The sequence below is a fragment of the Corynebacterium sp. H128 genome (assembly GCF_037482625.1).
GTDB lineage: Bacteria > Actinomycetota > Actinomycetes > Mycobacteriales > Mycobacteriaceae > Corynebacterium.
Genome location: NZ_JBBHKW010000001.1, coordinates 125148 through 147522, shown reverse-complemented (window position 1 = coordinate 147522; position 22375 = coordinate 125148). Strand labels below are relative to the sequence as shown.

General features: G+C 58.6%; 23 protein-coding genes. 11 read left to right on the top strand and 12 right to left on the bottom strand.

All coding sequences use genetic code 11. The features are described 5' to 3' along the window. Window positions 1-12: 12 nt before the first annotated feature. Both WG915_RS00650 and WG915_RS00645 read left to right on the top strand, forming a co-directional pair. On the top strand, window positions 13-633 hold the full coding sequence (locus WG915_RS00650) for a DUF3000 domain-containing protein (RefSeq protein WP_339563434.1): 621 nt from the start codon (window positions 13-15) through the stop codon (window positions 631-633). Beyond that, a complete protein-coding gene (locus tag WG915_RS00645; RefSeq protein ID WP_339563433.1) occupies window positions 633-1835 on the top strand; it encodes an HRDC domain-containing protein in 1203 nt (400 codons plus the stop codon). The genes WG915_RS00650 and WG915_RS00645 overlap by 1 nt, the downstream gene beginning before the upstream one ends. On the opposite strand, the gene dxs is transcribed toward WG915_RS00645, so the two are convergent. From dxs to dut, 5 genes are all read right to left on the bottom strand, one after another. Beyond that, a complete protein-coding gene (dxs, locus tag WG915_RS00640) occupies window positions 1832-3745 on the bottom strand; it encodes a 1-deoxy-D-xylulose-5-phosphate synthase (protein WP_445227749.1) in 1914 nt (637 codons plus the stop codon). The genes WG915_RS00645 and dxs overlap by 4 nt on opposite strands. 157 nt (window positions 3746-3902) lie before the next feature. Next, window positions 3903-5120, bottom strand: coding sequence for a class I SAM-dependent RNA methyltransferase (locus WG915_RS00635; RefSeq protein ID WP_339563431.1), 1218 nt, complete (start codon window positions 5118-5120; stop codon window positions 3903-3905). Between the two features lie 11 nt (window positions 5121-5131). Beyond that, window positions 5132-5785, bottom strand: a complete 654-nt coding sequence (locus WG915_RS00630) for a DUF3159 domain-containing protein (protein ID WP_339563430.1) — start codon at window positions 5783-5785, stop codon at window positions 5132-5134. Continuing rightward, window positions 5782-6627 (bottom strand): DUF3710 domain-containing protein, encoded by an 846-nt coding sequence (locus tag WG915_RS00625; RefSeq protein WP_339563429.1) that lies wholly within the window; start codon window positions 6625-6627, stop codon window positions 5782-5784. Before WG915_RS00625 ends, WG915_RS00630 begins: the two co-directional genes overlap by 4 nt. A gap of 17 nt (window positions 6628-6644) precedes the next feature. Continuing rightward, on the bottom strand, window positions 6645-7097 hold the full coding sequence (gene dut, locus WG915_RS00620; protein ID WP_339563428.1) for a dUTP diphosphatase: 453 nt from the start codon (window positions 7095-7097) through the stop codon (window positions 6645-6647). A 68-nt stretch (window positions 7098-7165) separates the two neighbouring features. On the opposite strand from dut, the gene WG915_RS00615 reads away from it, so the two are divergent. Further along, complete coding sequence (locus WG915_RS00615) at window positions 7166-7654, top strand: DUF3093 domain-containing protein (protein ID WP_339563427.1); 489 nt, start codon at window positions 7166-7168, stop codon at window positions 7652-7654. A 73-nt stretch (window positions 7655-7727) separates the two neighbouring features. On the opposite strand, the gene WG915_RS00610 is transcribed toward WG915_RS00615, so the two are convergent. Continuing rightward, window positions 7728-8021 carry a DUF4193 domain-containing protein gene (locus tag WG915_RS00610; RefSeq protein WP_339563426.1) on the bottom strand — a complete coding sequence of 98 codons (294 nt, stop codon included), beginning with the start codon at window positions 8019-8021 and terminating at the stop codon, window positions 7728-7730. Window positions 8022-8203: 182 nt separating this feature from the next. Next, window positions 8204-9034, bottom strand: coding sequence for an inositol monophosphatase family protein (locus WG915_RS00605; RefSeq protein WP_339563425.1), 831 nt, complete (start codon window positions 9032-9034; stop codon window positions 8204-8206). A gap of 65 nt (window positions 9035-9099) precedes the next feature. Here WG915_RS00605 and ppgK point away from each other — a divergent pair, with 65 nt between their 5' ends. Next, complete coding sequence (gene ppgK, locus WG915_RS00600) at window positions 9100-9852, top strand: polyphosphate--glucose phosphotransferase (protein ID WP_339563424.1); 753 nt, start codon at window positions 9100-9102, stop codon at window positions 9850-9852. 200 nt (window positions 9853-10052) lie between these two features. After that, entirely contained in the window at window positions 10053-11615 is a 1563-nt protein-coding gene (locus WG915_RS00595) for an RNA polymerase sigma factor (protein WP_339563423.1), read from the top strand. Window positions 11616-11708: 93 nt separating this feature from the next. On the opposite strand, the gene WG915_RS00590 is transcribed toward WG915_RS00595, so the two are convergent. The 4 genes from WG915_RS00590 to WG915_RS00575 form a co-directional block, all read right to left on the bottom strand. Beyond that, window positions 11709-12218: a hypothetical protein gene (locus WG915_RS00590; protein ID WP_339563422.1), complete on the bottom strand. Its 510-nt coding sequence runs from the start codon at window positions 12216-12218 to the stop codon at window positions 11709-11711. 51 nt (window positions 12219-12269) lie between these two features. Then, the gene (locus WG915_RS00585; RefSeq protein WP_339563421.1) at window positions 12270-13628 is read right to left on the bottom strand and encodes a DUF418 domain-containing protein; all 1359 of its coding nucleotides are present in this window, start codon (window positions 13626-13628) and stop codon (window positions 12270-12272) included. A gap of 61 nt (window positions 13629-13689) precedes the next feature. Beyond that, window positions 13690-15387, bottom strand: a complete 1698-nt coding sequence (locus WG915_RS00580; RefSeq protein ID WP_339563420.1) for a DEAD/DEAH box helicase — start codon at window positions 15385-15387, stop codon at window positions 13690-13692. Further along, window positions 15384-15623, bottom strand: coding sequence for a DUF3039 domain-containing protein (locus WG915_RS00575; protein ID WP_339563419.1), 240 nt, complete (start codon window positions 15621-15623; stop codon window positions 15384-15386). Before WG915_RS00575 ends, WG915_RS00580 begins: the two co-directional genes overlap by 4 nt. A gap of 59 nt (window positions 15624-15682) precedes the next feature. On the opposite strand from WG915_RS00575, the gene WG915_RS00570 reads away from it, so the two are divergent. From WG915_RS00570 to galE, 6 genes are all read left to right on the top strand, one after another. After that, window positions 15683-16114, top strand: a complete 432-nt coding sequence (locus WG915_RS00570) for a DUF3099 domain-containing protein (RefSeq protein ID WP_339563418.1) — start codon at window positions 15683-15685, stop codon at window positions 16112-16114. A gap of 32 nt (window positions 16115-16146) precedes the next feature. Continuing rightward, the gene (locus WG915_RS00565; RefSeq protein ID WP_339563417.1) at window positions 16147-17640 is read left to right on the top strand and encodes a DUF7782 domain-containing protein; all 1494 of its coding nucleotides are present in this window, start codon (window positions 16147-16149) and stop codon (window positions 17638-17640) included. A gap of 2 nt (window positions 17641-17642) precedes the next feature. After that, window positions 17643-18077 (top strand): D-aminoacyl-tRNA deacylase, encoded by a 435-nt coding sequence (gene dtd, locus WG915_RS00560; RefSeq protein ID WP_339563416.1) that lies wholly within the window; start codon window positions 17643-17645, stop codon window positions 18075-18077. 93 nt (window positions 18078-18170) lie between these two features. Continuing rightward, complete coding sequence (locus WG915_RS00555; RefSeq protein ID WP_339563415.1) at window positions 18171-19160, top strand: sigma-70 family RNA polymerase sigma factor; 990 nt, start codon at window positions 18171-18173, stop codon at window positions 19158-19160. A gap of 242 nt (window positions 19161-19402) precedes the next feature. Beyond that, window positions 19403-20080 carry a metal-dependent transcriptional regulator gene (locus tag WG915_RS00550; RefSeq protein WP_339563657.1) on the top strand — a complete coding sequence of 226 codons (678 nt, stop codon included), beginning with the start codon at window positions 19403-19405 and terminating at the stop codon, window positions 20078-20080. 14 nt (window positions 20081-20094) lie between these two features. Beyond that, window positions 20095-21078, top strand: a complete 984-nt coding sequence (gene galE / locus WG915_RS00545) for a UDP-glucose 4-epimerase GalE (protein WP_339563414.1) — start codon at window positions 20095-20097, stop codon at window positions 21076-21078. Here galE and WG915_RS00540 read toward each other — a convergent pair. Continuing rightward, window positions 21075-22172 carry a DUF4192 domain-containing protein gene (locus WG915_RS00540; RefSeq protein WP_339563413.1) on the bottom strand — a complete coding sequence of 366 codons (1098 nt, stop codon included), beginning with the start codon at window positions 22170-22172 and terminating at the stop codon, window positions 21075-21077. The genes galE and WG915_RS00540 overlap by 4 nt on opposite strands. Window positions 22173-22375 lie beyond the last annotated feature (203 nt).

Below are 22375 nucleotides of genomic sequence, written 5' to 3'. Positions count from 1 at the left end.
GCTTAAGAACCTGTGAGTGACACCGAAATTCGAACCCTAGCTTCGGCCTCGTCCAAGCAACCGGCAACTACTCCCGAGGCATTCTCGGCGGCAGTTGAATCGATGCACCGCGCGAACCTTCGGCCCGAGATCTCCCTAGGGACGATCCGGCCACCACAGCGCCTCGCACCGTTCAGTCACGCCATCGGCCTGGAGGTAGTTCACGCCGACACTGACATGGTTGCTGCCGAAAGTGAAGGCGACGCATTCGGGCGTCTCATCCTGCTCCATGATCCGAGCGCCGAAGACTCTTGGGACGGCGACATGCGCTTGGTGGCCTATATCCAGGCCGACATGGATGATGCGGTTGCCGGGGACCCATTACTGCCCGACGTAGCGTGGGAGTGGCTCACGGAAGGCCTAGAGGAATCCGTAGCTACCTTCAGCAATCTCGGCGGCACCGTCACTTCTACGGCCTCTGTCCGCTTCGGCGATATCGGCGGCCCCCCACGCGCTTTCCAACTTGAGCTGCGCGCCTCGTGGACCGCTAAGGCTCATGACCTGGCGCCCCACGTGGAGGCTTTTGCCCACGTGCTCGCCAACGTTGCGGGTCTGCCGCCGGAGGGTGTTGCCGATCTCGGCGCACCAAGCTAGTGGATCTCATTCCTCTCCTGCAGCCCAGGGACGGACTACCAGCGGTAGCTCACTCCCCTACTGAGTTTCAAACGGCTGCGGCACAACTGGCCCAGGGGCGTGGCCCCATCGCGATAGATACCGAGCGCGCCTCGGACTTCCGCTTCGATGACCGAGCGTTCCTGGTGCAACTGCGTCGCCAAGATGCCGGCACCATTCTGGTGGCCCCAGAACCGGACCGCAGTGCCTTCAGCGCCGCCTTCGCTCCGGTTCTCAACGGCCGAGAATGGGTGCTCCACGCCGCTAGCAGTGACCTGCCCGCCTTGAAGCTGCTTGGGCTCACCCCAGGAGTAGTCTTTGACACCGAGCTCAGCGGCAGGCTGCTGGGTTTCCCGAAAGTCAACCTGGGCGCGCTCATAGCCGAAGTCCTCGGTTTTGAGCTCGAAAAGAGCCACGGTAATGAAGACTGGTCTACCTGGCCACTCCCTGAGTCCTGGCTGAACTACGCGGCCTTGGATGTGGAGCTCTTGCTGGAGCTTGCCGACGCCCTCACCGAGCTGCTCGATGCCGAGGGCAAGCTGGGCTGGCTGGAACAGGAATGCGCTTATATTGTCGCCAACTCCAAGGTTCCCCACCCGACGTGGACGGATCTCAAGGGCATCGGGCGGTTGAAGAAGCCCGAACAGCTGCTCATCGCGCGTTCGCTCTGGGAGCGTCGACAGGCGGTGGCCTGGGAAAAAGATCGCGCCCCACACCGCATCCTGGCCAACAAAGCCTTGGTAGAGCTCGCCTATTCGCTACCGACCTCCACGAGCGCGATCCGGGCCGCACTGGGACGGCGTGGCTCCAACCCTGAGTTCGTGGCGCGGCTCGCACAGACGATGCGTCAAGCCCGCCGGAGCCCCAAAGCCACCTGGCCCAAAGCACACAAGCGAGACTTCAACATCACCCCTGCACCTCGCACACTGTGGAGCAGTTCTTTCCCAGAGGCTCAAGAAGCGCTCGCACACGCACGGGAATTGCTGGCGGAGCTGGCAGCAGAGACGAATACCCCGGTCGAAAACCTATTGCAGCCGGCTATGCTCCGCGAAGTTGTCTGGCACAGCGTGATCACTCGCCGCATCAAAACGAGCGCCGAGCTGGACGCTTACTTAGCTCAGATCGGCGCTCGGCCTTGGCAACGCGAACTCTGCAGCTCGCTGCTTGCCGAGGCGCTTGTCTAAGCGTCCTCTGACGTTGCCGTCAGCTCTTCAATCCATTCGGTTGCAGCTGCCACAATGCCCGGAGCATCCATGCCCAGCTCTTCCAACAATTGGCCACGCGAAGCGTGCTCTAGGAACTTCTCCGGTACCGCGATGTGACGCACTGGGGTGTCGATGCTAGCGGAGCTGAGAGCCTCGCTGATCAGGGTGCCGATACCGCCGTGCATTACGCCGTCTTCGATGGTGATGACTATGTCATGGTCGTCGGCAAGCGCAACCAGCGACGGCGCCACCGGGACCACCCAGCGCGGATCCACGACGGTGACATTGCAGCCAAGTTCGGAAATGGCTTCGCATGCGGTGAGCGCATCAAGAGCGGTGCTGCCGGTGGCGATGATCAACACACTCGGCGTATCGTCTGCGGCATCGACTTCGGCGTAGCGCAGCACGTCCACACCATCGGCGAGCTGTTCCACAGCCACTACGTCCTCAGGCAGGTTGCCTTTAGGGAAACGCACCACAGTCGGGCCGGTGCTGATGCCCAGGGCTTCCTGGAATAGCTCCTTCAGCTGCGCACCGTCGCGCGGAGCTGCGATACGAATGCCAGGAACGATGCTGAGCAGAGACAAGTCCCACACGCCGTTATGGCTGGCGCCGTCGGAACCAGTAATGCCAGAGCGATCTAATACGAAGGTCACCGGCAATTTCGTCAGCGCCACGTCCATGAGCACCTGGTCGAAGGCGCGGTTCATGAAGGTGGCGTAGATGGCCACCACCGGGTGCATCCCGCCGAGCGCTAGGCCGGCTGCCGAAGCGACGGCGTGCTGCTCCGCTATACCCACGTCATAGAAACGATCTGGGAACTTCTCCCCGAACGCCGCAAGGCCCGTCGGGCCCGCCATGGCGGCGGTGATAGCCACGATGTCCTCGCGCTCTTCAGCTGCCTCGATCAGTGTCCGGGAAAACACACCCGTCCATGACGGCCCGGACTTAGAGATAGGGTCACCAGTCTTCGGGTCGATGACGCCGGTGGAGTGCATCAGGTCTGCGGTATTCGCCTCCGCCGGAGCATAGCCGCGCCCCTTTTCCGTCACCACATGGACGATCAACGGGCCTTCGTATTCCTTCGCATACTCGAAAGCGTGCTCCAGAGCCTTCAGATTATGCCCATCAACCGGGCCAACATATTTCATGCCCAGCTCGGGGAACATCTCCGTGGTAATCACGGTGTTCTTCACGCCTTCCTTGAAGGCATGCATGACGTCGAAAGTTTTGCGCCCCACCCATCCCATGGAGTTCAGCGTGGATTTGCCCTGCTCCATGACGCGGTCATAGAAGGGCTGCATTCGAAGCTCTGCAAGATTCTCTGCGAAGCCGCCGATGGTTGGCGAGTAGCTGCGGCCATTGTCATTGACCACAATCACCACGTTGCTCTTCTTGTCCGCGGCGATGTTGTTCAGCGCTTCCCAGCACATGCCACCCGTGAGGGCGCCATCGCCAACGACGGCAATGGTCTTGTTCTGTTCGACGCGCTTATGAGCGGCCGCCTTAGAAATGCCATCGGCGATAGATAGCGAAGCCGAAGCGTGGCTGGACTCAGTCCAGTCATGCTCACTTTCGGAGCGGCTGGTGTAACCGGACAGCCCGCCGCGCTGACGCAGGGTATCAAATTGATCCCAACGGCCCGTGAGGATCTTGTGCACGTAGCTTTGATGCGAGGTGTCGAACACGAACGGGTCGCGTGGTGAGTCGAAGATCCGGTGCAGCGCAATCGTCAGCTCCACCACACCCAGGTTGGGGCCCAAATGACCTCCAGTAGCGGAGACCTTCTCCACGAGGAAGTCCCGGATTTCACCCGCCAGGACGGGAAGATCATCTGGATCAAGCGCCTTAAGATCTGCAGGCGATGAAATCCCTGCGAGAATACTCATTTCTTTCATCAAGACACCTTCTACCTAAACGACTTCTTTGGCTTCGGCAAGCTCCGCACTACAAGTGCGACCGAGCCGTGCTGCGGCTTCCTACTAAGTCACGGCAGCAAAGTATTTCCCGCAATGATACGCGCATAACCCAGGGATCAGCCATAGGCTAGGCCTTAACGAGCAAACTAAACGTCTCGCTATGGTGCGTTCCTGGGAAAGCATTAAACTGTGTGAGCTTTTCCAACGTGTACCCCGCCTGCGCCCACACCGCCAGATCGCGCGCAAAGGTCGCAGGATCGCAACCAATGTGTAAAACTGCTTCCGGCTGACGCGCTGCGATCGCGGAAATAACGTCGGGGCCGGCACCCTTACGTGGCGGATCGAGGATCACAACCTGCGGGTCCGTCAAGTGATAGATCTGCTTCGCCACGTCACCGGTAACAAAATCGACCTTTCTCCCTGGCAGCGCCTGGCGTCCGATTTTGGCAGCCTGGGCGGAAATCTCTACGGAGATCACCTTCGCGTTCGGGATAGCCCGCAACACGGCAGGCACGAACAGTCCGACACCGCCATAAAGATCCCAGACCACGGGTTGTTTAGCTTCAAACTCAAACTCGGCTAGCCACGCTGCGGCAATATCAGCGTATGCCTGCGGCGCCGCCACATGGGCTTGCCAGAAGCTCAATGGGGACAGGTTAAATGTCACATCATCCACCTGCTGTTGCAGCACATGTTCCCCGTCGACGTGCTTGGACACGTTGCCAACGCTACGCCCACGGGCTGCTTTCGGCGCCTCCACCACTGTCCGGTTGCCTGCAGAATCGACGGCGACAATCAGTTCAGAACGCGGGCTAAACCGTGCTGCTGGCGCGAGGAGATCATCGAGTACACCGGGGGCAGCCTGCGCGCAAAGCTTGCCGACGACCACGTCATTCGAAGCGCTAGCCCGGAAACCTGCCCTGCCTCGCTCGTCCACGCCAAGACGAAAACGAGTGCGCCAGCCCTGAGTTGGACTCAGGTCTATCGATTCAATTTCTGGGTACTGCGCAAACCCACCGATTCGCTCGAGTTGATCCCGCAGCACGCCCGCCTTTAGCTCCAATTCCAGCTGTGGCGAGACTTCGCTGTAGTCACAACAACCGGCACCGGCTGCTGCCGCTGGACAACGGTGCGAGACGCGGCCTGGTGCAGCTTGCATGACTTCGAGGATGCGGCCGCGAGCGAAGCGCTTCTTGACGTCGAGAAGCTCGACTAGTGCGGTGTCACCCGGGACGCCGCCACGGACGAAGATGACCATGCCCTCGGCGCGCGCGACGCCCTCCCCACCATGCGCGGCGGAATCGATGTGGACGGTGAGCTGTGCGCCGGAGGCAAGAGCAGGCATGGTGCGTGTTACTACTTTTCTGTGGAAGAGGGATGAGCGGCTTCAACCGCTTTGTTAGCTCGCCGTACTGCCCACACCGTGATCAGTGTGACTAGACCGGTAAGTGGCCATCCCATGATGAGTTTGACGACGGCCAAGGTGTTAGTCGCGTCTTGGTTATAAAGATTGTTCTGCACAAAAAACCGCGCAAAGAACACTAGGGACCACGCTACCGTGGCGAGGTCATATAAGAAAAGCGCCGGTCGCACTTTGCGCCAGGACATGTCCTCGCCGTTGATGCCCTTCCAGATCACACCGACGGCCGGCCAGCGCAGGGCTATCGAAAGCAGGAAGATGATCCCGAAGGCGAGGGACACCCAAATGCCGTACAGGAAGTATCCCTTTGCATCGCCGGTGAACCAGGCAATAGCCGCGCCGATCGCCACGCCAAACAAACCCGAAATCGCAGGTTGCAGATTCTCTTTGCGCACTATGCGCCACACGAAAATCGCTGCGGCAACCGCCAACGCCGCACCCAACGCCGGAAGCAAGCCAAAGCGGTTGTTCACCGGCACCAACACCAGAATGGGCAAGGTCGAAGACACCAGACCACCTAAGCCACCCATTTGCTCGAGCAGCGTTGGCTCTGCCTTCTCCGCGGGAGTAACTACTGTTTCGGCGCTCATTCGGCCTCCGGCTTTCTTGCGGCTTCGGCACGCATTTGTTCAAGAGCGCTTCCGGAATCTAAGTGCGCATCCTTGAGATGCTCATCATGACGTGGCGGTGCTATTGGCTCCGTCTCCGGCTCGGCAGGGGCAGTCTCGCTGGGCTGTTGCCCGGCTGTAGCTTGCGCGGCTTCTGCTGCTGCGCGCTCCTGCATCGCCTGTTGCACTTGCGCAACCAAGGCCGCTGGCATCACCACTGGCAGCACTGTACCGGCAAGCATCGGCTGCTCACCACGGTAAACAAAGGTGCGGGCGATTACTTCCCGGCCAAGTTCGGCAAGGTCCGCCGCTGACTCATTCGGTGCCGCCAGCGTAATGCGCAGTGTCCACCGGGGGCCTTCCACCCCGATCATCCGGATGGTGGCGTGTTCGCTCAACCCGACAATCTCTTGGCCCCAGGGGCCGTCCTCCAGGCTCGTCTGAAGTCCATCTCGGCTCATCCCAGCGACGATCTCAGGAATCGACTCCTCCCAGAGACCGCCTGATGCGGTCGAGGCGAAGGCCACTGGTGTGATGCGGCCTGGACGAGTCACAATGTGCATCATCCGCGGCCCCTCGGGTCCCATCTCCACCTGTACTTCGGAAGGATCCGGCATCGGGATCTTGATGGATCCGAGATCCAAGGTGCCATGGGAAAAGTCGCTGAAATCATAGGACTGGATGTCCACGCTATCGCCGTCGAAAGGCCCGTATTCCGGCACGGGTTCCTGAGCAGTTGCGGGCTTGTCGACGTCCGCTGCTGACGGTTCTGATTGAACCTCCGGGTCCTCCGCAGCGGCGTCCTTCTTAGAAAATGGCCACATGGTCGTTTCTTCCCTTCCTAAACGCCGGTCGAACCATATCCGCCTGCGCCACGGACGGTGTCATCTAGTTCGTCCACTTCTTCAAAATCAACGAGCTCGACGCGCTGGACAACTAACTGCGCAATCCGATCGCCACGTTCGATAACGACCGGAGTAGTTGGGTCAAGATTGATCAAGCACACCTTGATTTCTCCACGATAGTCGGCATCAACGGTGCCTGGCGTGTTGACGATCGAAAGGCCCTGCTTAGCGGCGAGGCCAGAACGTGGATGAATCAACCCGACCGTGCCGAGTGGCAAAGCTATGGCAATGCCGGTTCCGATGAGGACTCGTTCCCCCGGCGCGATGGTTGCTCCACTCGCTGCATGCAAATCGGCACCGGCGTCGCCACGATGGGCGCGCTTAGGAAGGGGTACGCCGGGATCGAGGCGCTTGATCTGGATGGATTGTGGGTACGTAGCTTCAGTCACGACTCCTACAGTAGCCACTGCTCGTGGACTAGTTGGCTAAGCAGGGCGCTCTAGTAGAGTGGTTATCCGTGAACACAACTGCCAACTCAAACTCATCCAGCAGCGAAGTGCTGTATCAGGAACAGCAGTGGGTCCCGTGGTACTGGTGGCTCGCCGCAGTTGGTATAGCTGCGCTCACCGCTGCAACCATTGCCCGCAACCGCTCTGACGTATGGTTTTGGGTGCCCTTCCTGATTTTCGTGGCCTTGGGCTGCTGGGCGCTGTGGCAACTATCAAGCACCAGGCTGAAAGTCGAGGAAGACCCAGACGGTCTGCGATGGTTAAGCATCAAGGGTGCCAACCTGCCGGCTACCGTAGTTTCCCGTTTCCTGGCTGTGCCGGCGACCGCCAAGCGCAATGCGATGGGCCGTCAGCTTGACCCATCCGCATTCGTGGTTTCCAAGAGCTGGATACCGGAAATGGTCATGCTGGTGTTGGATGATCCGGAGGACTCCACCCCCTATTGGCTGATCACCACAAAGAACCCTGAGGCAGTACTGACTGCCTTCCAGCAGTAGCGCACATACAGGCACGCAAGCGGTGGGCGACTCGGATAACTTTCGAGTCGCCCACCGCTTGTTTTTAAAGCAATTATGCGCAGTCTTGGCAGATCAGGGTGCCATCCGGCTCTTCATGGGAGATGCGGTTGCGTCGCTGTACCAAGAAGCAGCTGCCGCAGGTGAATTCGTCCTCGCGGCGTGGCACCACTGTCACGTTGAGCTCTTCGCCGGACAGGTCCAACGCTGGAAGGTCGAAGGGTTCGACGGTGTCACCATCGTCATCCATGTCATTGACAGTGTTCTCGGCGGCCTTCAATCCTTCGAGGGAATCGGTCTCCAGTTCGTCGTCGATGCGGCGACGGGGTGCGTCGTAATCGGTAGCCATGCCAGTTAAGGTCCTCTTAAAGTCAGTAGGTCACAGTCAACCCAGGGAAACTGTCGTTCGGTATATCGACGCGGATATTAAAACAGTTTTGCGCAATTGTCATCTTTCGCCACGCCGCAAGCGCCCTGTTAGACATCTCCTACTACTTTAGACCGTGGGTTTCGCAACCCCACCGGCGTACCTCAACTGCCGATCGACTGGGCTCCACCTGCGTCTTCTAGGCATTGCCAGAGCTCGTCGAAGATTCCGGGCGCTGCCACAAACGTCAGTTCCCCACTCTCGCCAACACTCGACAGTGGGGGGATGTGAACTACCGCCCCCGCTTCCTCTGCTAACAAACTGCCTGCGGCATAATCCCACGCATTGAGACCATGCTCCAGGTGCGCATCAACTTGCCCGCTGGCGACGGCGCACAAATCCAAGGCGGCACTGCCCATGCGGCGGATATCGCGGACTTGTGGCAGCAGCTTCGCGACGAGCGCTACCTGGCGTTCCCGTCGAGCAGCGGAATACCCAAATCCGGTAGCTAGCAGGCTCTGAGACACCTGCTGCACCTCAGTACAGCGCAGCGAGCGGATCTCACCACCAGCGCTTAGTCTTGCCCCGTGTCCACGTGCCGCACTGTAAAGCTCACCTGTGCTGACATTGATCACAGCACCCGCCACAACTTTTCCGTCCTGCGCTGCGCCGAGCGATACTGCGAACTGCGGGATGCCATAGAGGAAGTTCACGGTGCCGTCGATCGGATCAATGATCCAGGTGACTCCGGTAATGGAGGCATTTTCGCTCCCCTCCTCGCCAACGATGCCGTCACCGGGTCGGAGCTCTGCCAGTTTCGCCACGATCAGCTCTTCAGCGAAAGTATCCACGATGGTGACTGGGTCAACTGCGGATGATTTGGTCTGGGTGTATTCGGCAACATTGCCCAACTCGGCACGTTTGGTGGCGATCGCGGCAGCCGCCTGCTGCGCTACCTGCTCAGCAACGCGCTGCAATTCCAGAAAGTCAGTCATGCCCCCATTGTGTCTTGTTTTCTTCCCCCGCGCCGGAGCCTGAAAATTTGCCTACAATAATCCCCATGACACAGCTTGGATTTGGCGTAGACGTGGGCGGCTCCGGGATCAAGGGCGGGGTTGTCAACCTGGAAACCGGCGTGTTGGCGGGAGAACGGATAAAGATCCTCACCCCTCAGCCTGCAACCCCGGAGGCGGTAGCTGACACCGTTGCGCAGATCGTGAGCCAAGCGGGATGGGACGGACCAGTCGGAATCGCACTGCCCTCCGTGATCAAGAAGCAACACGCCCTAACCGCCGCAAATATCGACCCGAGCTGGGTGAACACGGACGTCCACGAGCTCTTCGGCCGCTACCTGGCTGCCCGAGAGATTTCTGTGCTTAACGACGCCGACGCGGCGGGACTAGCGGAGGCAACATTCGGAGCCCCGGAAGCTGCCACTGGGGCCGCAATTCTGCTGACCTTCGGCACTGGCATCGGATCCGCATTCCTCTTGGACGGCGAGCTATTTCCCAATACGGAGCTTGGGCACATGATCGTCGACGGCAAAGAAGCGGAAAAATACGCCTCCTCCGCAGCCAAGGAGCGCGAGGAGCTCAGCTATTCCAAGTGGGCCAAGCGGGTAGATAAAGTGCTGCACGAATATGAGAAGCTCTTCCAGCCCGCAGCATTCATTGTTGGTGGGGGAATTTCCCGTAAGCACGAAAAGTGGGTGCCACGGCTCAGCGTCGAAACGCCAGTCATTCCAGCGCAGCTACGCAACCAGGCGGGCATCGTGGGCGCGGCTATGGCCGTCGAGAAGCACCTAGCTCCATAGGCGCTATGGCGGGGTCAAAGCACACCTATGCCGGAACTTGCTCTATACTGGCGTGTTGACCGTTGACTTCAGGTATGCATCGTTTAGTCCTTAGTTGTTTTCGCAGCTTATTGCGACAAAATGACCACAATCACTAGATGACATTCGATGCGCTTGATTTCTGCACAACGCTGGGTGCACTTAAGCCGCGAGTGGATTAATTGCTCGCACGGACCCAGCACTGGACGAATCATCAAGGCGAAAGGGCGTACGTGTCAGCCACTGAATCTCCTGATTTGGCGCAACCTGAAGGTACCGCTGAGAAGAAGACCGTTAAGAAGACCGCACGAAAGAAGGTCGCTAAGAAGACTGCCCGCAAGGCCAGCCCACGTGTGGCCAAAGCCGTAACGGAGCCGACATCGGCCACCGAAACGGCTACCGCGGCGAGCGTCGATGCTTCCACGGACACCGTTGCAGACACCCCAATCAAGACGGCTGCCAAAAAGACCGCCAAGAAGGCCACTAAGAAAACGGCCAAGAAGACGGCTAAAAAGGCAGCTAAGAAGACTGCGAAGAAGGCGACGAGAAAGACTGCCACTCCAACGCAGCCAGCGGCTCCCGCCGATGCTACTGAGGAAGATCAGCTTGCCGGCGACCAGCTAGCCACGGACGAAGACAACGATGATTTTGTTGCCGAACCCGAAGAAGTACTCGCTGACCTCGTAGATGACGAGGAAGAAGAGACCGCCGTCGACAGTGACGATGAAGAGGAAGATGGTTCCTCTGTCTGGGATGAGGACGAATCCGCCGCGCTGCGACAGGCCCGCAAAGATGCCGAGCTCACCGCCTCCGCCGACTCGGTGCGCGCTTACCTGAAGCAAATCGGTAAGGTCGCGCTGCTGAATGCGGAACAGGAAGTATCCCTAGCCAAGCGCATCGAAGCTGGCCTCTACGCCACTTACAAGATGGAGCAGCTTGAGGAAGCTTTTGCTGCCGGAGATAAGGACGCCAAGCTCACTCCCGCTGTCAAGCGTGACCTTCGGGCCATCGCTCGCGACGGCCGGAAGGCTAAGAATCACTTGCTCGAAGCCAACTTGCGTCTTGTTGTCTCGCTGGCTAAGCGCTACACCGGTCGCGGTATGGCTTTCTTGGATCTGATCCAAGAAGGCAACCTCGGTTTGATCCGCGCCGTGGAGAAGTTCGACTACACCAAGGGCTACAAGTTCTCTACTTATGCCACCTGGTGGATCCGACAGGCAATCACCCGCGCGATGGCTGACCAAGCCCGCACCATTCGTATTCCGGTGCACATGGTGGAAGTCATTAACAAGCTCGGGCGTATCCAACGCGAGTTGCTGCAGGATCTCGGCCGCGAGCCGACCCCACAAGAGCTGGCTAAGGAAATGGACATCACCGAGGAGAAGGTACTGGAGATCCAGCAGTACGCTCGTGAACCTATTTCCCTGGACCAGACCATCGGCGATGAGGGCGATTCCCAGCTGGGTGACTTCATCGAGGACTCCGAAGCTGTCGTGGCTGTCGATGCCGTCTCCTTCACCCTGTTGCAGGACCAGCTCCAAGATGTGCTGCAGACGCTCTCGGAGCGCGAGGCCGGCGTGGTCAAGTTGCGCTTCGGCCTCACTGACGGCATGCCACGTACCTTGGATGAGATCGGCCAAGTTTATGGCGTGACGCGCGAGCGTATTCGCCAGATCGAGTCTAAGACGATGTCGAAGCTACGCCACCCATCTCGTTCCCAGGTGCTGCGCGACTACCTAGACTAGGTACACCTAAAACGCCCAGAACCGGCCACAACCAATCAGTAATACTGATGTTGTGGCCGGTTCTGCTATCCAGAGCGGCTAGCCAAAGGTGAGTTACTGCCCTAACTCTTTTTCTAGTACCCCGTTCATGCACTCCTCCTGCTGGTCCTGCGGCAGCGTGGAGCACTCCATGAGAGCTGGCATATCTACTTGGTTTCCTGCCCACAATGTGAAGCCGATAGCACCGGCAATGAACAAAGTCGACAAGATTGAGATAATCAGCGCGGCAATGGACATCCCCTTCCGGGAGTACATAGGCGATGCTTTCTTGGACTTAGCCAATGCGATGACAGACAGCACCAAGCCCACGAGTACGAATACCCAGGAAACCAAGATGCCCAGGAGTGTTAGCGTGAGCAGCAACCCCACTATCGATATCCCGAGCGCCCAGGGAGCCACACCGTTTTTTGTTTCGGGCTGCGAGTACTGCTCGTAGCCGCCCGGTGCCACATAGTTCGGGGTTACCCCGTAGGTTTGTGGTTCAGCCATTGGATTCGAGGAGTATGGGGAACCCAGATTTCCATCTGGCTGCGGGGTCGTACCATTGTCGTACGGGTTGGTCATGAAATGACAACCTTTCACAAGCTAATCGGGATCAATTCCTAGCGCTTTACTTTAGTGCGTTGGCGGCTGCTGCGGTAGCTGCTTCGGATACGATAGTGCATCAATTTGATCAGCCGAGTATTGCGCGGGAAGCCCATTAGCCCCGTAGGACAGCCTGCGATGTAACCACTCAAATGGCCCCGGGACACCAAGCTTCTCCAACACGTAGGCCAACACCACAGTGATCAACCAAATCAGCGCGCCGATAGCAGTCGCCTGTGCAGCTCCCTGTCCCTGGCTGATGCCCAGGGTGTAGGGCACCACCAGAATGAGACCGAGGATCGATTGCATCACATAACCGGACATCGAGCGTTGACCGAGCGCCTTGATCGCGAGCAACGGCTCCGGCAGCTTCTTGCCGTCGTTGAGCGCCCGCTGCAAAGGTGCGGATGCCAGCGCGATCATAGCTACGATCCCCGGACCGGTGAACGGACCGAAAGCATTGTTAACAATAGACAGCGGAATCTCCCAGCTGGTTGGCAAAACACCGACCCCCGCTAAGCCCAATGGCAAACCTACGATCACCATGATTGCCACTGCCACCGCCGCGGCTTTCACTAGCAGCCCGCGATGCTGCTGCACATCCGTCAGCCAGCCCCGGCGCGCAGCTACAAAGCCGACCAGCATTAGTGGGCCGAGCATCGGAATAAGAGCTGCGAGCATCAACGGTGTCAAGACGGCTGCCAACGTGCCTGAGCCTAGCTGCGAGAGATAGGAACTGCCCCCAAGGAGCCCAGTGCCGCCGGTGTTCGCGCCACTGGCGACGAACTGGTCCATAGGAAAGAGATTTCCCAAAACCACGACCAGCACTGTGAGCGCTAGATAATACAGACAGTTCAATCCAGCGAGGACTCCGGCGATGATCAATAAGGTCTTGTCCTTTACGGCAATCAAAGTGGAGAGCAGCATCCCCATCAGGCCATATGCCAGCATGATGTCCCCCCAGAACAGGAAGATGCAATGGATGACACCGAACAGAGCCAAGAATCCGTAGCGGCGCACGATCACTCTTTTCGCCTTCGCCAGTGGGAAGCCACGACGATACAGACTGAGAGAGATCAGCCCTACTCCGAAGCCGAGCAGCGTCGAAAACATCGGTAAGCCACGGACATGGAAGAACATCGCCCCGAAAACGACAGCAATTTTGTCCCAGAGTTCACCATCCACGACGCCACCCAGGGTGAAAGCCGATTCCGGATTCTCCACACCAGACCAGGCCATGGTGAAGTTGGCGCCGGCAATGCCGAGCAGTGTGAGCCCTCTGGCCATATCTGGCGCGAGGATTCTGGGCCTGGTTTGCGCCGTCAATTGTCCCGGCGGCTGGCTGACCGGTGGCATTGGCGATGCCGCACCCGATAGGCCTTGATTCATAACATGTACCCTTCGAATTGAAATTGGCTCTCAATTGTTTCAGGTTAACAGAAGTTTTGCACTACCACTTGCGCAAATAGGAAATCCGATCCTTTAGTTGCTCAGCGGTACACAGCGCGGTGGGAGGACCACCGCAAGCATTACGCGCCTCGGTATGAATAGCGCCGTGTGGGCGTCCGGTGCGCGAAGAGGTGATGGACACCAATGCGTTGAGTTCCTTGCGCAGTTGCGGGATCTCTTGGCTAGCAATGTGACTGCCGGACGTTGCCTGTCGTCCCGGGGATTCTTCCGCCCGCTGCTTTTGTTCCGCAGCGCGGGCTTCCACTTGTTCTGCTTGCCGCTGACGGAGTAGAGCGCGCATTTGTTCGGCGTCGAGAAGCCCGGGCAGCCCCAGGTAATCAGCCTCTTCTGCTGAGCCGGAGAAGGCGCCGGTACCGTAGGTGGAGCCGTCGTAGATGAGCGAATCTAGCTCGGCTTCCGCCCCGAGCGCCTCATAGGATGGGAGGTCATCCTTTTCGTTCTGTTGCTTGTTCGCCTCCGCGAGCAGCTCGTCATCCCAGCCCTCCTTCGGACGATCTGGCTTGCCTAATACGTGATCCCGCGAAGTCTCCAGCTTGGCGGCCAAGTCCAAAAGCACGGGTACCGACGGCAGGAACACCGATGCAGTCTCCCCCGCCTTACGCTTACGAACGAAGCGTCCGATCGCCTGGGCAAAAAACAACGGCGTTGAGGCGGAGGTGGCATAAACACCGACCGCGAGCCGTGGCACGTCGACGCCTTCGGAGACCATGCGGACCGCAACCATCCACTCGCTAGTGCCTGCGGAGAATTCCGCGATGCGATCTGAGGCTCCTACCTCGTCGGACAAAATCACCGCTACCGGGGTATCTGAGAGTTTCTCGAGGATGCGCGCATAGGCGCGGGCGGTGGTTTTATCGGTGGCAATCACCAAACCGCCAGCATCAGGAATATTCGCCCGCAGTTGTCGGAGCCGAATGTGGGCTGCCTGCAGTACCGCAGGGATCCACTCGCCCCGCGGGTCCAGTGCAGTTTTCCAGGCTCGTGCCGTTTGCTCCGCGTTGAGTGGTTCACCGAGGCGGGCAGCGTACTCATCTCCGGCGGAATCTCGCCAGCGCGCCTCACCCGAGTAGGCCAAGAACACTACGGGTCTTACGACGCCGTCACGGAGCGCATCCGAATAGCCGTAGGTGTGGTCGGATTGTGAAACCAGGTGCCCTTCCCCGTCCTCGACGTATCGCACGAACGGGATTGCGGAGTCATCGGAGCGAAAAGGGGTACCGGTGAGCGAGAGGCGTCGCTCTACGTCCTCGTAAGCCACTCTGATTCCGTCACCCCAACTGCGGGCATCACCGCCGTGGTGAATCTCGTCCAGAATCACCAGCGTGCGCCGCGCCGTTGAGATGGCGTGATGCTTGTAGGGGTGCATCGCCACCTGCGCATAGGTCACCACGATCCCCTGATACTGCGGGTTCACCACGCCTGAGCTGTTGGAAAAGTGGGGATCGAGTGAGATACCGACCCGCGCCGCCGCTTCGGACCATTGGATCTTCAGGTGCTCTGTGGGTACCACCACGATTACTCGGTCAACTGTCCGGTTACTGAGCAGCTCGGTGGCTACCCGCAGCGCGAAAGTTGTCTTTCCGGCACCTGGGGTTGCCACTGCAAGGAAGTCTTGTGGCTTCTGCTCGAGATACTTGGTGAGTGCCGCTTGCTGCCACTGGCGTAGGTTACTGCTCACTTCTTACGTAGACCTCGGTAAATCCGCTCACAATCAGGGCAGACGGGGCTGCCGGGCTTGGCTTGCTTGGTCACTGGGAAGGTCTCGCCACACAGTGCCACCACCATCTTTCCGTTGACTGCGGAGTCGATGATCTGGTCTTTCTTGACGTAGTGGAAGAACTTCGGGGTGTCGTCGCTAGTCCCGGTATCTTCCCGGACGTCGGTCTTTTCGATGGTCTTCGTTAACGTGCTCACGCTACCTATCATGCCCCATGGTGGTTGCGAGGGTGGCAACGGGATTAGGCTTAAGAACCATGAGCAAGGATAACGACGGCAAGAAGCGCGCTTTCGCTTTTCGACGTCCAAAACCAGAACTCATCACCGACGCACGCCTCTCCCCGCTGGAAAACTGGGAGCACCGTAAACGTGTCTATGCATGGTTGCAGTTTTCCCGAATCCCGTTTTTGCTGGCTGCGGGAGCAACCTACATGTGGCTCCATAATTGGATCCTCGCCACCATTTTGTTCGCCATCTCCATACCGCTTCCGGGCATTGCCGTCGTGATTGCCAATGGCGCTGGCGAGCCCAAGGACGGACGCCAACAGCAGGTGTATAAACCGCAGGTTGCGCGGGCACAGCGACAAGCAGAAAATCAAGCACTATCCGCGCCAGTTCGCCGCGAGCTCTCCGCTGGGGAATCGGCCGCCAATGATGAGAAGCCACCGACCATCATTGAACACGAATAGCCAACTCAACTGAACTAGAAGGAGTCGCCTCGGTGACCTCTCCCTCGGCGCTGAGCGCCATCGCACCAGCTCTGTTCTCGGCATTGCGCCAGCACAACTACACTGTTTCCGGAATCTCTGATCTGCTCGGCGAGGCTGGCACCGCAGCCTGGCACCGGGGTGAACCTGCTGCCGTGCGCCGACACTGCCCGGAGAATTCCAACCTCGGGCTGTTGATTCGGGCTTTTCTCCTCAAAGATGTTGTTCCCACAGCTCGTCTCAGCGAACTCATTGGCGCGCCAACTGTAGCCGCGCTGTGTGACGCTGAGGGTCGCATCGCTTACGACGTAATCCCGCACGTGATCAATGACGTAGACCGTTGGGTATTTTCCGACATCGATGCTTCTCTCACCCAGCGAATCCCCGGCCCCGATCATGTCCTCGGTGTCGGTGCGGCTTCGCTTTCCCTGCTCAACACGGTTCCGTTGACTCCCGTGGAGACTCTGTTGGACCTGGGCACCGGTTCCGGCGTTCAGCTACTGGGGCAACTGGGCGTCGCAAAGCACCTCAGCGGTACTGATGTTCATAACCGCGCCCTAGACTTCGCGCGGGCTACGCTGGCTGACCAGGACGGCATCGAGCTGCTGCAGGGTTCGTGGTTCGCGCCAGTTACCGGACGTCGCTTCGACCGTATCGTGGCCAATCCCCCGTTTGTTGTGGGGCTGCCAGAGGTGGGACACGTCTATCGCGATTCGGGCTTGAACTTAGACGGAGCTAGTGAGCTGGTCGTGTCTAATCTGGTCGATCACTTGAATGTGGGCGGCACCGCGCATGTACTCGCAGCATGGGTGCACAAGGACACTGAGCGCTGGCAGCAACGCGTCGCAGCGTGGTTGCCAGATACGGGTGTCTGTGCCTGGCTTATTCAGCGGGATGTTGTAGATCCAGAGATGTATGTGGGCACCTGGTTGCGCGACGAATCCATCGATCCACGCAGTCCGGAGGGCCAAGAACGCACTGCAGCGTGGCTCGATCATTTCGCGCGCCACGGTGTCACCGGTATTGGATTTGGATACGTCGCACTGCAGCGCATCGACGCAGACTCCCCCGCGGACATCCTGGCCGAGGAACTGCACCAGGACTTCAGCGATCCGCTGCGCGAAGAAGTCAGCGAGTTTTTCACCCGTTCCGCCTGGTTGCGCACGGTCGATGCCGATGACATCCTCACCTCGCGCTACATGCTGCGCCCCACCGTGGCCAGCGAAGAGGTCCGTGTACCCGATGCTGACTCCGGCATGGGTCTTACTACCGCAGTGCGCCGCCTCACGCGTCTCGACGGCCCGAGGTGGAGCCACGAAGTGGATGAGCATCTGGTGTCAATCATCTCGGGAGTACATCCACAGGGCCTTTCCTTGGGAGAGATCGTGGAGCTATACGCCATGGCTAATGGGCTCGACGTTACTGTGCTGGCCCCAGCTGTGGTCGGAGCGGTTATCGATCTTGTCCGCCACGGTTTTCTGATTCCGGCCGAATTGTTAGGAGAGTAGTCATGCGGGCCGTGTTAACGAGAGTTTCTTCCGCCAGTGTCTCCGTGTCCGGTGAAGTTGTCGGAGCGATCGAATGCTCGGACACGGGCGGCATACTCGCCTTAGTCGGAGTGGGGCGCGCGGACTCCCCTGAGGCTTGGCAGACGGTAGCCCGCAAGATTGCAGAACTGCGCATCCTCGCTGGTGAGGTTTCCGTAGTAGATGCCGGCGCCCCAGTGCTCGTAGTCAGTCAGTTCACTTTGCATGGCCAGACTGCCAAAGGCCGCCGCCCATCGTGGAGCGATGCCGCACCGGGTGAGATCGCGCAGCCGGTCATCGCCAAGATCGTAGCTTATCTGCGCGAGCGTGGCATCGAGGTGGCTGAGGGACAATTCGGCGCAAAAATGCAGGTATCTAGCGTGAACGAGGGGCCCTTCACCGTCATTGTGGAGGCCTAATCCGAGCACGATCGGAAAAATTTCAGTCCCGGGAACTTATTTCTGTGGCCACGCGTTAGGCAGGGTAGAACCTACGACGAGCAGGAGGCACTTATGACTCAACCGTCCACGCAGGAAAATGCCGATGTGGAAGTTGATCGCGGCAGTCGTCGTGGTCACTCCAACGACAATCCTTCCGCCGACCTCGTCCGCGTCTACCTCAATGGTATCGGCAAAACTGCTCTGCTCAGCGCAGAAGAAGAAGTGCAGTTAGCGCAGGACATCGAGGTCGGCTTATACGCGGAACACCTCCTCAAAAATGAGGCAGATTCCCTTACTCGCGCCAAGAAGCGCGACCTCAAAGTATTGGCAAAGGAAGGCAAGAAGGCTCGTGCTCACCTGCTCGAAGCGAACCTCCGCCTAGTGGTCTCCCTGGCCAAGCGCTACACCGGCCGTGGCATGCCACTGCTGGATTTGATCCAAGAGGGCAACCTTGGTCTGATCCGTGCCATGGAGAAGTTTGATTATTCTAAGGGCTTTAAATTCTCCACTTATGCCACCTGGTGGATCCGGCAAGCTATTACCCGTGGCATGGCCGATCAGTCCCGTACTATCCGGCTCCCGGTACACCTGGTTGAGCAGGTTAACAAGCTCTCACGGATTAAGCGCGAGCTGTACCAGAACCTCGGCCGTGAAGCCACCAATGAGGAACTCGCTGCGGAATCCGGCATTGACGAGTCAAAAATTGAAATGCTGCTGCGCCAGTCCCGCGATCCAGTAAGCCTGGATATGCCAGTAGGCGCGGACGAGGAAGCTCCGCTGGGCGACTTCATCGAGGATTCCGAAGCCACCGACGCCGAGACTGCCGTCGTCGCTTCCCTACGCCATTCGGACATCCGCACCGTCTTGGACACCTTAGAGCAGCGTGAACAAGATGTGATCTGCTTGCGTTACGGTCTTGATGATGGTGTGCCTCGTACGCTGGATCAGATTGGGCGAAAGTTCGGATTGTCCCGGGAACGGGTCCGCCAGATTGAGCGGGAAGTGATGGCAAAGCTTCGCGACGGCGAACGCGCCGACAAGCTCCGCGAGTACTCCCTCTAATAACCACTTGGCTTGGGGCCCTGCCTTTCCGCTTGAGAAGTTTTCTCCGGAAGGCAGGGCCCCAAGCTTTTGTCATCTTTTTCTTTTGTTCGCCTTGAGTCGTGTGCGGTACGCCGCTCAACAGCAGCAAATGAGCTAGAATTAGGCGAATCCTTAACCGGTTGAATTGGCGCACCAGCGCCAGGCCGTAGCCAGCAGCACTAAATTTGCTTGCTTTGAAGTCTCGTGAAAGGTCGATGTTCTTGAAGGACTTGGTCGATACCACCGAAATGTATTTGCGGACCATTTACGAGCTCGAGGAAGAGGGGGTTATCCCGCTGCGCGCCCGCATCGCGGAGCGACTCGAGCAGTCCGGACCTACCGTCAGCCAAACTGTTGCGCGCATGGAGCGCGACGGGCTCGTCCAAGTCGCTTCCGACCGCAGCTTGAAGATGACCGCTGCTGGCCGGGATCTAGCGATCGCAGTCATGCGCAAACACCGCTTGGCAGAGCGGCTGCTGACCAACATCATCGGCCTCGACATCGAAAAGGTTCACGATGAAGCCTGCCGGTGGGAACACGTAATGAGCGACGAGGTCGAGGTTAAGCTCGTCGAAGTGCTTGATAACTATGCCACCTCTCCTTTCGGCAACCCCATTCCGGGTTTGGAACAGCTGGGGGTCAAAGACCCAGGGGAAACACTCGGTCAGCGCATCATTGATCTGCCTTTGAACAAAGAGCTGGCGGCCAAAATTACTCAGATCAATGAGATCGTCCAGGTGGCGGAAGAGCAGCTCAATGCACTGTGCGAAGCTGGCATCAAGCTTGGCTCCGCAGTCACGGTGACGAATCTCAGCGAGGGCGCCCGCATCGACATCGACGGCAAACACGTAGTCATCCCTGAGGACCTCTGCCACGCCATCCGAGTCAACCTTTCCTAGGAGAGTTTCGCCCCATGAATGTTTTGGTCACCGGCGGCGCCGGATATGTCGGTAGCGTCTGCGCACATGTACTTGTCGAACAAGGACATAACGTCACCATTTTGGACAATTTGGCTACGGGAAATCGTGCAGCCATCCCCGCCACCGCTACCTTCATCGAAGGCAATGTCTACGACAAAATCGATGAGGTTTTGGCAGCAGACAACTTCGATGCAGTACTACATTTTGCTGCCAGGTCTTTGGTCGGCGAGTCAGTGGAAAAGCCAGACGAGTATTGGCAAGACAACTTTGTCACCTCACTGCGCCTCTTAGACGCGATGCAAACCCACGGCGTGTCCAACCTGGTATTTTCCTCCACTGCAGCAACTTATGGCGAACCAGAAGTGGTTCCCATTACCGAGGATATGCCTACCGCACCGACCAATCCTTATGGCGCAACCAAACTCGCGATTGACTATGCCATCACTTCCTATGCGCATGCTTTCGGCCTAGCAGCTACCAGCCTGCGTTATTTCAATGTCGCGGGAGCCTATGGCACAGTCGGCGAGAACCGTGAGGTGGAAACCCACCTGATCCCGCTGGTCCTCCAGGTTGCGTTGGGGCACCGGGATAAGATCATGATTTTTGGCGATGATTGGCCAACCCCAGATGGCACTCCGGTACGCGATTACATTCATATCCGCGATCTCGCAGACGCCCATCTCCTGGCCATGGAATCCAATGCCACCGGGCAGCACCGAATCTTCAATCTAGGCTCCGGCGACGGCTACTCCGTCCGTCAGGTGATCGACGTATGCCGCGAAGTAACTGGACATCCGATCCCGGCTGAAATTGCACCGCGCCGTGCGGGCGACCCAGCCACGCTCATTGCCTCATCCCAGCGCGCAAAGGCCGAGTTAGGTTGGCGACCAACCCGCACTGATCTGCGGACTATCGTGGCCGACGCATGGGCATTTACATCCCAGCTAGGCGAACGCGCGCACAGCGCGCGACGCTAACTCTCCACCACGCTGCCCCGCAGCGAGGCTTCTGCCAAGAGTGAACCCTCGTGGCAAGCCTCGTGCAGCATCGGCATAGCACCGTAGTACAGCGCATGCGTCATGAGGGCCGCTAGCCGATGCTCGTCGTCAGCAGCATAGGCCAGCTGGAGGGCCTGCGATACCCGGTAATGCAGACCTAGGTAGGAGGCGGAAAGAGCAGCTGCGCATAGCGCATTTGCCTGCAACGTTCCTGTACCTGTGCGTGCCAACGCCACTGTCAAAGTGAACAAGGCTTCCGCGTAGGGCGACACCGCCCATTTCAACGTGCAGTCACGCAGCTTGGTGTTGCCAAAGTACACAGCCAAAGTTTCCAACAGCTCAATGTCCTCCAGCAGATCCGCTACGCTGAGCTGCTCGTGGATAATCGCGTCGATGTGCTCTTGGAAGGCATCCAGAATTGAGTCCACCATCAGCTCGGCCTCCCGCGGTTCGCTACTTTCGACGGCGCTAATGAGGCTCTCGCCTTGGCGCACCGCAAATTCACTAAACATGCGACGGTCCGCATCGCTCAGTTCTGGGTGTGGCGCTGTGAGGAAGGCATAGCTCGCAGTCCGATCGATTTCCGGCAGCTCGCCCCTGCGTACGAAGTCCACCATGGCGGGAGCAGCAACAATTTCCGCGACATATCCCCGATCCCAGCAGTCTTTAGCGCTTGTGTTGGGGCCCAAGGATACGGTGCTCTCCCCCGCTACCCGTTGATACCGCGCTCCAGAGAGAAGTTCGACAACATGCCACACTGCGGCAAGAGGAATGTCCTCTATAGCGCAACGCTCTGCAAGCATGACCCCAGCATCCGCGGCCCGGGGTGACCCAATGACTGCAGCGAACAATAGATCTGCGCCCAGTTCATCTAGGAAGGTCAGGAAGTTGTGGGTCAGCAGGTCAGGCAGGTCCACTCGCAACATTGGCCCCAGTTCATAACGGCATTGGCCATGCTCGGGGCCGGATCGCTCAAAGGCAAAGATGACTGCGCACTCCTGCGGGATGTAGCCAAGCGCCCCAGGAATATTAGATAGAAGGAAACCGGGTGTGTTTTCTGCATTGTGTGTCATGACTACGCAGTCTCCGCTGTGTTCCCGACACTTGCTTGTTCCTTGCTCGGGCTAACACCCAGATCTGTGGAATTGCTAGGTTCTCCACACCCTCCGTTTCGTGTCGAGTCCCATTGTTTGCCCGTAGTCTGGAATAATTCGTGGATTACAACGGTTACATCAGTTACAGCAATTCGACCAAGAAACTAAGTATGGTCGAAGTA